At 57.0% G+C, this 14,721-nt stretch carries 11 protein-coding genes; 6 read left to right on the forward strand and 5 right to left on the reverse strand.

From position 1 onward, the window contains the following. The first annotated feature begins 83 nt into the window (after window positions 1-83). The 5 genes from CJP46_RS12320 to CJP46_RS12340 all read left to right on the forward strand — a co-directional run bounded on the left by CJP46_RS12320 (window position 84) and on the right by CJP46_RS12340 (window position 5,851). Window positions 84-1,307 (forward strand): amidohydrolase family protein, encoded by a 1,224-nt coding sequence (locus CJP46_RS12320; protein ID WP_094595871.1) that lies wholly within the window; start codon window positions 84-86, stop codon window positions 1,305-1,307. 148 nt (window positions 1,308-1,455) lie between these two features. Then, complete coding sequence (locus CJP46_RS12325) at window positions 1,456-2,679, forward strand: amidohydrolase (protein ID WP_094595872.1); 1,224 nt, start codon at window positions 1,456-1,458, stop codon at window positions 2,677-2,679. Between the two features lie 301 nt (window positions 2,680-2,980). Further along, window positions 2,981-3,745 (forward strand): class I SAM-dependent methyltransferase, encoded by a 765-nt coding sequence (locus CJP46_RS12330; protein ID WP_094595873.1) that lies wholly within the window; start codon window positions 2,981-2,983, stop codon window positions 3,743-3,745. 201 nt (window positions 3,746-3,946) lie between these two features. Further along, complete coding sequence (locus tag CJP46_RS12335) at window positions 3,947-4,558, forward strand: TetR/AcrR family transcriptional regulator (protein ID WP_094595874.1); 612 nt, start codon at window positions 3,947-3,949, stop codon at window positions 4,556-4,558. Window positions 4,559-4,642: 84 nt separating this feature from the next. After that, a complete protein-coding gene (locus tag CJP46_RS12340) occupies window positions 4,643-5,851 on the forward strand; it encodes an MFS transporter (RefSeq protein ID WP_094595875.1) in 1,209 nt (402 codons plus the stop codon). A gap of 131 nt (window positions 5,852-5,982) precedes the next feature. Here CJP46_RS12340 and CJP46_RS12345 read toward each other — a convergent pair whose 3' ends face one another. From CJP46_RS12345 to CJP46_RS12365, 5 genes are all read right to left on the reverse strand, one after another. Then, window positions 5,983-6,693 (reverse strand): rhamnogalacturonan acetylesterase, encoded by a 711-nt coding sequence (locus CJP46_RS12345; RefSeq protein ID WP_094595876.1) that lies wholly within the window; start codon window positions 6,691-6,693, stop codon window positions 5,983-5,985. A gap of 81 nt (window positions 6,694-6,774) precedes the next feature. Next, on the reverse strand, window positions 6,775-8,196 hold the full coding sequence (gene uxaC, locus CJP46_RS12350) for a glucuronate isomerase (RefSeq protein ID WP_094595877.1): 1,422 nt from the start codon (window positions 8,194-8,196) through the stop codon (window positions 6,775-6,777). A gap of 52 nt (window positions 8,197-8,248) precedes the next feature. Further along, window positions 8,249-9,736, reverse strand: a complete 1,488-nt coding sequence (locus tag CJP46_RS12355; RefSeq protein WP_094595878.1) for a UxaA family hydrolase — start codon at window positions 9,734-9,736, stop codon at window positions 8,249-8,251. Window positions 9,737-9,747: 11 nt separating this feature from the next. Continuing rightward, complete coding sequence (locus CJP46_RS12360) at window positions 9,748-11,157, reverse strand: tagaturonate reductase (protein WP_094595879.1); 1,410 nt, start codon at window positions 11,155-11,157, stop codon at window positions 9,748-9,750. A 103-nt stretch (window positions 11,158-11,260) separates the two neighbouring features. Further along, window positions 11,261-12,274, reverse strand: a complete 1,014-nt coding sequence (locus CJP46_RS12365) for a LacI family DNA-binding transcriptional regulator (RefSeq protein WP_094595880.1) — start codon at window positions 12,272-12,274, stop codon at window positions 11,261-11,263. A gap of 160 nt (window positions 12,275-12,434) precedes the next feature. Between CJP46_RS12365 and CJP46_RS12370 the strand changes: the two genes are divergently transcribed. Then, the gene (locus CJP46_RS12370) at window positions 12,435-14,678 is read left to right on the forward strand and encodes a helix-turn-helix domain-containing protein (RefSeq protein ID WP_094595881.1); all 2,244 of its coding nucleotides are present in this window, start codon (window positions 12,435-12,437) and stop codon (window positions 14,676-14,678) included. Window positions 14,679-14,721 lie beyond the last annotated feature (43 nt).

Here is a 14,721-nt window from a genome sequence, read left to right on the forward strand (position 1 = left end):
TATCATAACCCATGTTAGCATACGGAATATGAGGCAGGGAAGTCTAAGCTGCCATCGCAGGACGACCAAAGGAGGAAAGCTTAATGAAACATTCGTCATTTTGGCTGACCCGTGTCCGGCTGGAGACCGGCTGGCGCTACGAAGGAAATGCCGTCAGCGGCACGGAAACCGCATTGTACCATATCCGCATTTCGGAGGGGAGCATCGCCGAGATCCAGCCGGCGGATGCGCTGCCGGAGGACGGCCTCCCCCAAACGGACATGGGCGGGGCACTGATGCTTCCGGCGATGCGGGATATGCATATTCATTTGGACAAAACGTATTACAGCGGCCCATGGAAAGCGCCGGGGCCGGCGCCTAAGGGCATCTTCTCCCGGATCGAAGAGGAAGAGCAGCTGCTGCCCAAGCTGCTGCCGACGGCTCAGCACCGGGCAGAGCAGCTTATCGAGCTGCTGCTTGCGTCGGGGACGACGCATTTTCGTACCCACTGCAACATCGACCCGGTTGTCGGGCTGAGGAATCTGGAGGCGACGCTGAGGGCAGCCGAGACCTATAGGGATCGCGCTACTTTCGAGATCGTGGCGTTTCCGCAGCATGGGCTGCTGCGCAGCAAGTCGGCCGGCCTGGTGCGGGAGGCGCTGCGCAGCGGAGCTTCCCTGGCAGGCGGCGTCGACCCGGCCACCGTGGACGGCGACATTGAGAAGTCGCTGAACACGATGATGGAGCTGGCCGTGGAGACCGGCGCTGGAGTCGACCTGCATCTGCACGATCCGGGGCATCTGGGCGTGTATACGATCCAGCGTCTGGCGGATCTGACCGAGCAGGCCGGGTGGCAGGGTAGAGTCACGGTCAGCCATGCCCTGGCGCTGGCGGACATTCCGCCGGAGGAAGCGGCTGCGGTGGCCGCCCGGATGGCGGATCTTGGCATCTCGGTCACGTCGTCCGTGCCACTCGGGCGGACGATTCCGATCCCGATGCTTGCGAAGCAGGGGGTTCGGGTGGAGCTGGGGCATGACAGCATCACCGATCATTGGTCCCCTTTCGGCAAAGGGGACAGCCTGGAGAAAGCCGGAACGCTTGCCGAGCGCTTCGGCTGGGGCAGTGAGGCGGCGCTTGGTGCCAGCCTCGGCTTTGTGACCGGCGGACGGACCCCGCTGAACGGAGAGGGCCGCCGGGTGTGGCCGATGCCGGGGGACGAGGCGAGCGCCGTCTTTGTGGACGCCAGCTGCTCGGCGGAAGCCGTGGCAAGGCGGGCAGAGCGGAAAGCTCTGCTGCATCGGGGCAAACCTGTTTTCGGCGTGAAGTAGACATGAGGATATAGCCTCATTTGAATTTCTTTTACCCCATAGAATGAACTAAAGAAATGAATGTTATAGGCCTTCTTGGGCCGTTATAATAGGAAGTTCAATGTGAAGCTTTAGTTCAATCTATATAATAGAAAGGATGTTGATATCGATGCAATCGGCTCTTTGGCTTACAAACGTCCGCCTGGAGAGCGGACTCCAAACGGAAAACGGCGTGGTGACCGGTACGGAAACGGAGCTGTGCCATCTCCTGATCCAGGACGGCCGGATCACGGATAAAATTTCCGCGGACCAGGAAATCGCGGACGATCTGCCGCGGCTGGATGCCAAGTCGTATCTGGCGCTACCTTCTTTTATCGAGAAGCACTGTCACCTGGACAAGACGCTGCTCGGTTCCAAGTGGCGGCCGGTTACGCCGGCAAAGCATATTTTTGATCGGCTGGACGAGGAAAAGCGCCTGCATGCGGAGCATGCCGTTTCCATCGCCGAGCGGGCCTCCCTGTATCTGGAGACGGCACTGCGATCCGGCGTCACCCATGTCCGGACACATGTTGACATTTATCCAGAGGCTGGTCTCAAGCAGATGGAAGAGGTGCAGAAGGCGCTGCAGGCGTTTGAAGGCAAGCTGACGTATGAAATCGTCGCTTTTCCGCAGCAGGGGCTCCTGCGCTCGCAGTCTGCCAATCTGGTGCGGGAAGCGCTGCGCAGCGGGGCGTCGCTTGTCGGCGGGGTCGACCCGGCGACGGTCGACGGAGATTTGGAGCAATCCTTGCGGACAATGGTAGAGCTTGCGGCTTCCGAAGGAGCGGGAATTGACCTGCATCTGCACGACCCGGATCATCTCGGGTTGTTTACGCTGAAGCGTCTGGCCAGTCTTACCCGGGAAGCCGGTCTGGCAGGCAAGGTCGCCGTCAGCCATGCGTTCTGCCTCGGCGACATTCCCTCCGGGCAGGCCGAAGCAGCAGCGGACATGCTGGCGGAAGCCGGGATCGGCATCATCACCAGCGTTCCGATGAACCGCAAGTTTCCGCCTGTGCGCCTGCTGCAAGGCAGGGGCGTATCCGTGTCGGTCGGCTGCGACAACGTCTTTGACGTATGGTCGCCGTTTGGCACCGGCGACATTCTCGAGCGCGCCGGCCGCCTGGCCGAGATTTCCGGCTGGGTGAACGAGCAGTCGCTCGCGCAAGGCCTGCAGTACATCACCGGCGGGGTTACGCCGCTCGATGCCGAAGGCCGCCAGGCTTGGCCGCGGATCGGCGACGAGGCGAGCCTGGCGCTCGTGGACGCGTCCTGCTCGGCCGAAGCGGTCGCCCGTAAATCCGCCCGGGTCGCTACATTGTTCCGGGGGAGCGTCGTGGCCGGAGCTCTGGACTGAAGCTTAAGAGACAGCCGACCCCTGCGGCCCAGGTAAGAAACATGAAAGCCGTCAGCCTCTGCGATGCAGGGGCCGGCGGCTTTTTGCGCTGGCGTTTTAGAGTCTTGGGCGGGCCTGCCGGTAAGTGAGATTTCTTTTTGAGCTAAATTAGGACTTGAAACGCATTGTAGGGTTTTCTATAATCAAGACAGCATTAAACGGAACGATGTTTCATTCTGTGAAACGAAATAGGTTATGCAGCAATCAGCAGGTCCGTGGTTCGATGCGGGACAATATTAACGATGCTAAAGGAGCGTGGAGCATGATGAGCAGTGACAATAAGGCAAGATTCTCAAACCGGGTGGAGAACTACGTCAAGTACCGTCCGAGTTACCCTGCGGAGGCGGTGAATTACCTCTATTCCGTGGTCGGCATGACGGCCGATTTGGTGATCGCCGACATCGGTGCGGGTACCGGCATTTTCTCCAAGCTGCTGCTGGAGCGGGGCAGCAAGGTCATCGCCGTGGAACCCAATGCGGCCATGCGTGAAGCGGCGGAGAAGGAGCTTGGCGCGTCGCCGGACTACCGCTCGCAAGCCAGCGCAGCGGAAGATACCGGGCTGTCTGCGGATGCGGTTGATTTTATCGTTTGCGCCCAGTCGTTTCACTGGTTCGACCGTCCAGCCGCGCAGGCAGAGTTTCACCGGATCTTGAAGCCCGGCGGCAAGGCTGTCCTGATCTGGAACTCCCGGCTCACGAGCGGTACGCCTTTCCTGGAGGGATACGAGCAACTGCTGCATCACTACAGCACGGATTATGAGCAGATGACCCACAAAAACATTTCCGGATCGCAGCTGCAGCCTTTTTTCCGGGACGGAGACATGCATACTGCGGTATTTGGCAACCGCCAGCTGTTTAATCTGGAGGAGCTGATCGGCAGGGCGATGTCTTCTTCCTATGTGCCGGCGGAAGGCCACCCGAACCACGAGCGGATGAAGCAGGGACTGAAGGAGCTGTTCGAGCGGACCCAAGTGGACGGGAAGGTCAGCTTCGACTACGAGACCGAACTGTTCTGGGGTGAAGTGTAACGGAAGATCTTTCAAGTCCGGACAGCAAAAGACCGCGGGTACCTTGGCTAACTGGCGCAAGGCTCCGCGGCTTTTTTGGTTTGGTTAAGTTTTTTTCAGAATCGTGTCACAGGAAAAATAAACTGCAGCTTGCCACGAAAAAGGTGCCGTGATAAAATACTGACTGAACGTTCGGTATATATATGTATTGGAGTGAGCGTCATGAACCAGAAGCAGCTGCAAAGCGAACAAACCAAGAGAAAGATTGCAGAAGCCGCCCGTGCGCTGTTTGTCCAAAAGGGTTATAAAGCGACTTCGATCGAAGATATCGTGGCCGCGACCGGGAGCAGCAAAGGCAACATCTACTACCATTTTAAAAGCAAGGAAGGTTTGTTCCTTCACTTGCTCGAAGAATGGGACCGCGAATGGGAACTGAACTGGGAGCAAAACGAGCACTTGTATAAGACCACCACCGAGAAGCTGTATGCCGTGGCGGAACAGTTGGCGGCTGACGACTTGAACCATCCGCTCACGAAGGCAGCTGATGAATTTTTTCATAACGAGGAAAAGACATCCGAAGTGGAGTCCCGCATGGCTGAGATGAAGGTCAAGCATTTGGCGTTTAATCAAAATCTGCTGCAGGAAGGGATCGACCGCGGCGAATTCATGCCGGGTGATGCGGAGCGGCTCGCCGTTGTGCTGGAAGCGATCTTTTTCGGTGCCAATCAGCTGTCGCGCAGATTGAATCCCGAGAAGACGACCCTGCTGTACCGGGATGCCGTGACTGTCTTTTTGAACGGAGTGGCGACGAATAAGCAAGCAAGTGAACGATAGCGGAGAATGGTCTTCGTTATCTCATGCCATAATACATAACGAACGTTCAGTATACATGCTGAATTTGCTTATGGAGGCTTTTTTATGTCGCTGCTGATTAGAAACAGGGGAGCCATTCTGCTCCTCATGCTCAACAACTTCATTATTTTTACGGGCATCGGACTTATCATTCCAATTATGCCGAGTTATATGAATCTGCTGCATATTAACGGAAGCGTGCTGGGCCTGCTGGTCGCTGCCTTTTCCATTACGCAGCTCGTCTTTTCGCCGATTGCCGGACGGCTGTCGGACTCCATTGGCCGCAAAAAGGTCATCCTGGCCGGACTGCTGCTGTTCGCCGTGTCGGAGTGGATGTTCGGCGCATCCAGCACGCTGCCTTTTCTGTTCCTGGCGAGAATGCTGGGCGGGGTGAGTGCGGCTCTGGTTATGCCGGCCGTTATGGCCTATACCGCTGATGTCACAAGCGAGGAAGAACGCGGGAAAGGGATGGGCTTCATCAATGCCGCCATCACCACCGGCTTTATCATCGGTCCCGGCATCGGCGGGTATCTGGCCGAATACGGCATTCGGGTTCCTTTTTACGCAGCCGCTGTCGGCGGTTTGCTGGCTATGGCGGTTACCGCTATATTTTTGCGGGAGGTGCCGAAGGCCGAGCAGGCAGGCGACGGGGCGGTTGCCAAGATGGCACCGGCCGGATTGCTGAGCCAGCTGGCAGGTGCTTACCGGGCGCCTTATTTTATCAGTCTGATCGTCGTATTCGTCGCTTCGTTCGGGCTTGCCAATTTTGAGACGGTGTTTGGACTGTTTGTCGATCATAAATTCGGCTTTACCCCTAAGGATATCGCCTTTATTATTACGTTCGGCTCCATCTGCGGGGCGGTTGTGCAGGTGACCATCTTCGGCTGGATCATTAACCGGTTCGGGGAGAAAAGAGTCATCACGCTCAGCATTTTCGTGTCGATCCTTTTTATTATTTTCACGCTGCTTGTTCATACTTTCTGGCTCATGGTCGCAGTGACTTTCGTTCTGTTTCTGGCAATGGATATTTTGCGCCCGGCCATCGGGACGCAGATGTCCAAGTTTGCCAATGAGGAGCAGGGCTATGTGGCGGGTCTGAATTCGGCGTTTACGAGCCTTGGCAACATTATCGGCCCGATCATTGCGGGGGCGCTGTTTGACATGAATGTGAACTATCCATACGTTCTCGCCAGCATCGTGCTGGTGTTAGGATTCCTAATATCCTTCAAGTCCCGGGAAACGCAGTATGAGCTTGAGTCCAGATCGGTGCGTTAATTTCGTCATCGGCTGGACGAAATGAATAACGGCATCGTACAACGTAAAAATCCTCCGGACCCTTTTGGGTTCGGAGGATTTTTTTGCACTCAATGATGTAACTGGATCAGATCAGGCATTCCACGCTAGCATCAGCTTGTCGGGGTAAGGTTACGCAGCAGCGGATGCAGCTCGCGCAGCGCTTCGCACTGCCGAATCGCTTCCGCCGCAAGCCCGGCGATTTCCCGGGCCCCCTGATCCGAGAAGTGCGTGTCGTCTGCGATCCCTTCGGGATAATTGGGATGCGATCCGGCGGGCAGATGGATAAACAGATGTTTCGACTCCTCCTGACCCATCCGCAGGTACAGCTGCTGGGAAGCGGCGAACAGGTCGAGCAGCGGCGCTCCGGCTTCCCGCGCGGCTTCGCGCATCGCCTCAGGGTAGGGGCCGATGGCATCAGGATCTGGCATACCCCCTGCCGTGAAGCGGCGCCGGCTGACGGAAGTCAGCAGCACGGGGACGGCCCCGCGCGAGCGGGCCGATTCGATAAACCGCTTCAGGTTGGCTCGGTATTCCCCGCCAGGCGCGGGATCCGCAAAGCGCGAAGGATCTTCGCGCTTCTGGTCGTTATGCCCGAACTGGATGAACACGTAGTCGCCTGGCTGAAGCTCGTTCTCCACGGCAGCCCAGCGGCCCTCGGCGATAAAAGAGCGGGTGCTGCGCCCGTTGATCGCCCGGTTGTCTACCCGGACGGCCGGATCCAGGTGCTGCTGCAGGTATTCGCCCCAGCCGGTCATAGGCTTCTCTATGGCGCCCTTCAGGGCGGCCGTGGAATCACCGACGATATACAGTGTCATGGTCATATAACGGAGTCCTCCTTTTCTTTTACCAGAGAACACAACATTCTAGAAGGACCATATCGCTGCATCAACCCACGCTAATGCCTAGGAACGCAGCGCTTCGGGAATGCCGAGGTCCTTGAAGCCGAAATACCGCTCCGCGTTGCCATAGGCGATATCTTCTACGATTTGTCCGAGCAGCGCTTCATCGTCAGGCGCTTCCCCGCGCTCAGCCCACTCGCCAATCAGCTCGCACAGCACGCGGCGGAAGTATTCGTGCCGGGTATAGGAGAGGAAGCTGCGGGAGTCGGTCAGCATGCCGACGAAATTGGCCAGCAGGCTGTTGTCAGCGAGCAGGGTGAGCTGATGGCGCATGCCGCTGCGCGTGTCGTTGTACCACCATCCGGAACCGAGCTGCAATTTGCCGGCCGTATCCTTTTGATAGCAGCCCATCAGGGTCAGCAGGACGGGATAATCGTTCGGGTTGAGCGAGTACAGAATCGTCTTCGGCAGACCCTGGCCGCATTCGGCACGGTCGAGCAGCCGGGACAGCGGGCCGGCCAGCGGCAGGTCGTTCAGGGCGTCATAACCCGTGTCAGGCCCGAGACGCTTGAACATCGGCGTATTGTTGTTGCGGAAGGCATGGATATGCAGCTGCATCGTCCAATTTTTGCTGTAGTACAGCCCGATGAGCGCACTCAGCAGTTCCGTTCGGTAGACGGTGATTTCTTCCAGGGAGAGCGTCCCGCCCTTCAGTCTCTTCGCGAAAATCCGCTCTAGCTCTTCCGCACTGCCCTCCTGGTAACGCAGCACGTCGATCGCATGGTCCGAAAGGCGGCAGTCCTGCTCATGGAAAAAGTCGATCCGCTGCTTCAGGGCGTCCACCAGTTCGGCATACTTCGTCACCTGCTGACCTGATGCTTGAGCAAGGCGCTCCAGCCAATCGGTAAAGCCGGGAGCGTCGATATTCAGCGCTTTATCGGGGCGGAAGGCCGGGAACACGCGGAAGCCGGTGTCCTCTTTCTTCAGCAGCTGATGGTATTCCAGCGAATCGGCCGGATCATCGGTCGTGCAGACGACCTTGACGTCCGCGTTTTTGATGATGTTCCGCCGCCGGAAGTCGTCCGTGGCCAGCTTGGCATTCACCTGCTCCCAAATCCGCGGGGCGGATTCCTCGTTCAGGAGTTCGGTAATGCCGAAGAAGCGGCGCAGCTCCAGATGCGTCCAGCTGTACAGCGGATTGCCGACCGTTTTCGGGACGGTCCGGGCCCATGCCAGAAACTTGTCATAGTCGGAGGCGTCGCCGGTAATATGCGATTCCGGGATGCCGTTCGCCCGCATCAGCCGCCATTTGTAATGGTCGCCGGCGAGCCAGGCTTCGGTCAGGTTGCGGAAGTTCTGGTTGTCATAGATTTCCTTGGGATCGAGGTGGCAGTGATAGTCGATGATCGGCATGTCTTTGGCATGCTGATGAAACAGCTTGCGGGCGGTATCGGTCGTCAGCAGAAAATCGTCGTTTAAAAACATGGTCCACAGCTCCTTTGGATGAAATCGAAATGGATTTAATAGTCCAGTGATATCACAGGGTAACCCCGGTTTTAAAAATGGCCAGCTCCCGTACGTCATTTTGTTCGTTGCGCGTTTGTTGGCCGCTGGCTACCTGGATCAGGTATGCGATGAATTCCTCCAGTACCTCCTGCATCGGACGGTCGAGCAGCGAGCCGGCGTTAAAATCCATCCAGTGCTTTTTCTTGTTGTAGAGATCGTGGTTGGTCGCGATTTTGACGGTTGGGACGAAGCTGCCGAACGGCGTGCCCCGTCCGGTAGTGAACAGCACGAGCTGGCAGTCCGAGGCGGCGAGTGCAGAGGATGCGACAAGATCGTTGCCCGGGGCCTGCAGCAGGCTGAGGCCTTTCTTGCGCAGCTTCTCGCCGTACTGAAGCACGTCGACGACCGGGGCCGTGCCGGCCTTCTGCGTACAGCCGAGCGATTTGTCCTCCAGCGTACTGATGCCGCCGGCCTTGTTGCCGGGAGAAGGATTCTCGTATACCGGTTCCCCGTAGGACATGAAATACTGCTTGAAATCGTTGATCAGCGAGGTGATGCTATCGAAGACCTCGCGGCTCTCGGCACGGGCCATCAGCATGCGCTCGGCGCCGAACATTTCCGGCACCTCGGTCAGGATCGTGGATCCGCCCTGCGAGATGAGAAAATCGGAGAAGGCGCCGAGCAGCGGGTTGGCCGTGATGCCTGAGAAGCCGTCGGAGCCGCCGCATTTGAGGCCGACATTCAGCTCGCTGAGCGGAATCGGCTCGCGCTTGTCGAGACTTGCGGCCTCATACAGCTCTTCGAGGAGGGCCATGCCGGCTTCGACCTCGTCGCCGACCTCCTGCGCCACGAGGAATTTGACGCGGGATTCGTCGTAGTCTCCAAGCAGTTCGCGGAACTCGGTGACGATGTTGTTCTCGCACCCGAGACCGAACACGAGCACGCCGCCGGCATTGGGATGATGGACCGCGTCCATCAGGATGCTGCGGGTCTGGCGGTGGTCGTCGCCCAGCTGCGAGCAGCCGTACGGGTGCTTCAGGATCGTAACGTTGTCGAAGGGACCGAGATCCGGGTGAACGGCCTTGAATTCCTGCAGGATCAGCTCGGCTACGCCGTTCACGCAGCCGACGGTCGGGACGATGTACAGGTCGTTGCGGATCCCTGCCTTGCCATTAGCCCGCCGGTATCCTTCGAAGGTCATCCCTAGGTTCGGGTAGGAAATCGGGTGGAGGTCCGGTTGGTATTCGTATTCTTCCTCACCGTCCAGATTGGTCCGGAGATTGTGCGTATGCACCCAATCGCCCGGGGCGATCGCGGAAATCGCATGGCCGATCGGATACCCGTATTTGATGATCATTTCGCCCGGTTGAATCGCTGTCAGGGCGATTTTGTGGCCCTGCGGAATTTCCTGGGCGGACACGACCTTCACGCCGTCCATTTCCAGCGGTTCTCCGGCTTGAATCGGCCGAAGGGCAACGGCGACGCTGTCCCGCGGGTTCAGTTTCATCAATGATTTCATGTCAATCCTCCTCAGGTCAGTTGATGGAGCGAGGCCCGGATGCCTTCGCGTTCCAGCAGGCCGATATGCTCCCTAAGCAGTGCTTCAAGGCCCGGAATCGCCGATAAATCCATGCCCCACAGCCGTTCTTCCTTCAGGATGCCGGCAACGAACGTGTCCGGGTTGATCCAGTTCCGATCGAATGCCTCCAGCACTTCCGGCACATCGCGACGGGAGACCTGGTCGCCGCGGTAGGTAAGGAGGAGCGCGGCGAAGGAGAGCACGAGCAGGCGGGGAAGCTTCCCCTGTGCCTGCTGGTAACGAATCAGCACCGGCAGCAGGCGCGCCGCGAATTTCGAAATGCTGTTCAGCGAAATCGATGCCAGCTCGTGCCGGATCAGCGGATTGTTGAACCGCTCGCGGATGGCCGCCGCATATTCGAGCAGTTCGGCCCGCGGCAGCTTCAGAACCGGAAGGATCTCGTCTTCCATCAGTTCCTGGACGAAGCGGCCCAAATCGCTATCCTTCATCACGTCCTCGACCGTTTCAAGCCCGGCCAGGAGCCCCAGGGGCACCATGGCCGTATGAGGGCCGTTGAGAAGGTGAACCTTCCGCTCACGGTAAGGCGACAGGTCATCCGTGACGACGACGTTCAGCCCGGCTTCGGCAAGCGGGAGCTTCTCCCGCAGCCACGCCGGCCCTTCGATCACCCACAAAAGATAAGGCTCGGCGCTGACCATGAACGGGTCTTCATAGCCGAGCTTCTGCTCCAGATCGTCCGCCTGGTCCCGCGGGTAACCCGGGACGATCCGGTCCACCAGGCAGGAGCAGAACGTATTAGCTTCCGTGACCCAGGCGGCAAACGAATCGCCCAGCTGCCAGTCGGCGGCATGCTGCAGCACAAAGCGGCGCAGCTTCTCGCCGCTGTTCTCGATCAGCTCGCAAGGGAGGATAACAAAGCCTTCCTTGCCGAGCTGAAACCGTCTGTAGAGCAGCTCCGTCAATTTGGCGGGAAAGCTGGAATGGGGAGCGTCCTCCCGGCGCAGACCGGCCTCATAAACAATACCGGCCTCGGTCGTGTTGGAGGTGATGAACTCGAGTTCATCCTGTTCCGCCAGTTTCAAGTAGGCCTCATAATCTGTATAGGGATTGATGACCCGGCTTACGGTGGAGATGACCTCGCTTGAGTTGACCAACTGCCCTTGAAGCCGTCCTTTAAGCAGCACGGTATACAAGCCGTCCTGCTCCATGAGCGAGGTGCTCTTGCCGTGTGCGGTCGGCTGCACGATGACGGCGCTTCCGTTAAATAATCCCTTTAAATTCATCTGCTGCATCTGCCAGTTCACGAAAGCCCGCATAAAGTTGCCGCCGCCAAACTGGATCATGCGCTCGGGCAAGGCGGGCAGATCCGGAAACAGGCTGCGGGAAAGACTTGGTGTCATACGTATTTCAAACCTCCTTTAGAGATAATGAACATAATGCACACGTTAACATTTTGAAGCGAAAAAAACATATTTGAAATGCCACCCTCAAAAAAACAAGGCATTACAGCTGCCCTTCATTCGAAACAGCCGCAACGCTTTGCCGCACGATCAGCTCCGTTTGGACAAACAGCTGTTCCGGTGCCGAGTCAGGCTGCTCAAGCCGCTCGATCAGCTTGGTGGTGCCGAGCTTGCTGATATCGGCGATCGGTTTGCGGATCGTAGTCAGCGGGGGATACGTATACTGCGAAAACAAAATATCGTCGAACCCGATCAACGACAGTTGGCCGGGAAGGGCGACGCCCCTAGCATAGCAGGCGTTCAGCGCGCCGATGGCCATATCGTCGTTTGAGCAGAAGACCAGGGTCGGCGGATCGGGCAGGGAGAGCAGCGAGATCATGGCGTTATAGCCACTTTCGACCCCGTAATCCCCGGCAGTGAAATAGTCCGGAACCAGCGGGAGGCGGTGGGCGATCAGACTGTCCATGAATCCCTGCTTCCGTTCCGTTGTCGATTTGAAGCCGGCCTTGCCTTCGATGATGGCGATCTTCCGGTGGCCGAGGCTGATGCCGTAATCCAATGCTTCCCGGACGCCTTCGCGGTCATTGGCGACCACGTTCAGAATGCCGGGGTCATCCAGCTGGCGGTTCAGAACGACGAAGGGGATGCCGGTCTGCTTCAAGTGATAAATGAAAGCATTGTCGGCTTCGCTCTGGCTCATGACCAGCACGCCGTCGAAACGCCTTGGCGTAATCGCATCATAGTGCCGGATGCTGTCGATCCCGTGGACCGTGAGGCTGTAGTTCTCGTCGAGCACCTGATGAATGCCCTTGATTGCGTCCACGAGAAAGCTGGCCGAAGTTCCCTGGTCGATGCTGGAGAAGAACAGGCCGATCGTGTAGGACTTCTTCATGACCAAGCTCTTGGCGCTGTAATTGGGAATGTAGTTCAGTTCGGCGGCTATGCGTTCGATGCGGTCGCGAGTTTCCTTCTTGATGAGCGGATTGCCGTTCAGCGCCCTGGAAACGGTCGTGTGCGATACCCCTGCGACGCGCGCGATGTCTTTAATCGTAATCATAATACCTCGTGACATGAAATATTTGTTAACGGTTTCAGTTTAAGTTCAGAAAGGGTTCAAGTCAATACGATTCCGAAAAAATGCACACGTTAATCATATTGTCATCCTTATCATGAAAACGCTATAATTGGAAACAAGAACGGGCTAAAGGAGCATCACAATGAAAAAAGGCCGCATGTTTTATAAAACGTTTATTCCCATTCTGGTCCTCGGAATCGGTCTCGTCGTCAGTTTCGGCAGCTATATTTATGTCAATACGACCCATTCGGTGATCGACCGGGTCGCGGGCAGCAAGCAGAGCTTTATTACCCAGACCAAAAATTCGCTCGAACAGAAAATTCAGACCATTGAATACGCCTTTAATACATACAGCACGACGAGCTCGTTTGATGCCGTCGTAAAAAGGCAGATCACGGAACAGGATTTCGAGGAATACCGAAACGTCAATACACAGCTGAACTATATCGCTACGATGGGCCTGGAAGGGACCGAGTATTCACTCATCAGCCTGGTGCAGAATTGGCAGATTACGAGCGGAAAGCTGTCCTATCTGACGGATACCGACCGCCGCAAATTGTATGAGGCATACATCGATAACAAAGACAAAGGGCTGTTCTGGATTAAAACGGATGACGGCATCCGTTTCGTGAACACGCTGCCGGTCTTTTCCAAGCAAAAGCAGGCGATTGCCCTGTCGGACATTTCCCGGTCCACGCTCGACCGGATCCTGAAGACCGAGGACAATGCGCCGGTCATCATTTTAAACAAACAGGGAGAGCTGATGTACGAAACCGATCCCGGCAAGCAGTTGCTGTCCGATGACCAGCTTGGGCACATCGTTCAGTCAGCCGGGGAAGAGCATCGGGCCGGGAGGTTGAAGGTGACCGCTTCCGGACGCCAGTCGGCCGAGGCGATCTATGCCAAATCCAGCTACAATAATTGGATCTATGTGACACTGCTGGACCAGAAGGAAATTTCCGGCGCGCTCAAGACGACCAAATACGGAATCATGCTGATGGTGGCCGTCATTACGCTGCTCATTATCGTGGTGGCCTACGGCATCTCCGTTTATTTCACGAAGCCGATCCGCCAAATCCAGCGCAGCCTGCCGCGCAGCTCCCATTTGCCTTATAAGAACGAAATCGAAGGTATCCTTCATTCCATCGATACGATCGTCACCGAGAAGGAAAACCTGGAAAGCATGATGGAGGCCGAGCTTCCGCAGTTGGAAACGCAGATGATCCTGAACCTGTTCCGGAACCGCGTGTCCCCGGAGGAACTGGAACGGATGCTGCCGCGGTTCGGCTATCCGGAACTTACGCAGCCCTCGTTCGTCGCGATGCTGATTCAGATGGACAGTTACGGCGGCCGGGAGGCGTCGGACCGGGATATGCTGCTGCTCGCCATCAACAAAATGGTCGAGGAAGTCGTGCCGAAGGAAGGGCGGATGCTGCCCATTATTTTAAACGACAACACCCAGGCAACCATCCTCACATTCACGGACCAGGAGGAACAGGAAATCCGCAGGCAGGTGCTTTCTTATTCGAAAACGATTATGATGACGGCGCGTGATTATTTGAACTGCTCCGTCAGCTTCGGCATCAGCAAGACGTACCGGCATCTGTGGGAGAGCAAGGAAGCGTGCGAAATGAGCAAGCAGGCGCTCCGGCACCGGCTCAATTTGGGAAAAGAGTCGATCATTTTCTATGAAGACATCGAGACGGTCGTCTCTGGACCGGTGCTGCTGCATTATCCGACGGAGCTGGAAACCCAACTGTTCGACGCGATCCGGCTGGGCGACGAGGAGCAGGTCCCCCGGGCGCTGTATCCGCTGCTGGCCGAAATGATGAAGAAGAACAAAAACTCGATGAATTTCGAAGTGGCCCTAGTGCGTTTCGTCAACAATCTGATCCAGCTGGAACAGCTCCTCGGCGTGGAGGTGCTGCTGACGCAGGACAATCACGCGCTGTACCACCGTCTGCTCGATATCCGCAACCCGGAAGAGATCGAGCGGATCCTCGTGGAAGAGGTCATCTCACCGATGGTGCGCAGCATGAAGGAGAAGACCAACCGCCAGTTCCGTTCCCTCGCCGAGAAGATCGCCACGATCGTCCGCACGGAGTACGACCAGGAATTGTCCCTGGAGTGGATCGGCGACCGGCTTCATTATAATCCGAACTATTTAAGCAGCATTTTTAAAAAGGAGTTTGGCATGACGTTCAGCGAGTACCTGATGAATTACCGGCTGGAGATGGCCAAGAGATGGCTGGTCGAAACGGACATGACCATCAAGGAAATCGCCGAGCGGCTCCAGTATCACAATCCGCAGAACTTCATCCGGTCCTTCCGCAAGAAGGAGCTCGTGACGCCGGGAAATTACCGCAAAGTCAAACAGGCTCAATAAAAAACACAAGTCTTGCTATTCCGTCCAGCCTGCTGATGAGCGG

The sequence above is a fragment of the Paenibacillus sp. XY044 genome (genome assembly GCF_002257645.1).
In the GTDB taxonomy this organism is placed as follows: domain Bacteria; phylum Bacillota; class Bacilli; order Paenibacillales; family Paenibacillaceae; genus Paenibacillus_AQ.

What these genes read in the sequence shown, in the direction of transcription:
- CJP46_RS12320 (WP_094595871.1), top strand. Translation starts at nt 84, where the DNA reads ATGAAACATTCGTCATTTTGGCTGACCCGTGTCCGGCTGGAGACCGGC.
- CJP46_RS12325 (WP_094595872.1), top strand. Translation starts at nt 1,456, where the DNA reads ATGCAATCGGCTCTTTGGCTTACAAACGTCCGCCTGGAGAGCGGACTC.
- CJP46_RS12330 (WP_094595873.1), top strand. Translation starts at nt 2,981, where the DNA reads ATGATGAGCAGTGACAATAAGGCAAGATTCTCAAACCGGGTGGAGAAC.
- CJP46_RS12335 (WP_094595874.1), top strand. Translation starts at nt 3,947, where the DNA reads ATGAACCAGAAGCAGCTGCAAAGCGAACAAACCAAGAGAAAGATTGCA.
- CJP46_RS12340 (WP_094595875.1), top strand. Translation starts at nt 4,643, where the DNA reads ATGTCGCTGCTGATTAGAAACAGGGGAGCCATTCTGCTCCTCATGCTC.
- CJP46_RS12345 (WP_094595876.1), bottom strand. Translation starts at nt 6,693, where the DNA reads ATGACCATGACACTGTATATCGTCGGTGATTCCACGGCCGCCCTGAAG.
- uxaC (WP_094595877.1), bottom strand. Translation starts at nt 8,196, where the DNA reads ATGTTTTTAAACGACGATTTTCTGCTGACGACCGATACCGCCCGCAAG.
- CJP46_RS12355 (WP_094595878.1), bottom strand. Translation starts at nt 9,736, where the DNA reads ATGAAATCATTGATGAAACTGAACCCGCGGGACAGCGTCGCCGTTGCC.
- CJP46_RS12360 (WP_094595879.1), bottom strand. Translation starts at nt 11,157, where the DNA reads ATGACACCAAGTCTTTCCCGCAGCCTGTTTCCGGATCTGCCCGCCTTG.
- CJP46_RS12365 (WP_094595880.1), bottom strand. Translation starts at nt 12,274, where the DNA reads ATGATTACGATTAAAGACATCGCGCGCGTCGCAGGGGTATCGCACACG.
- CJP46_RS12370 (WP_094595881.1), top strand. Translation starts at nt 12,435, where the DNA reads ATGAAAAAAGGCCGCATGTTTTATAAAACGTTTATTCCCATTCTGGTC.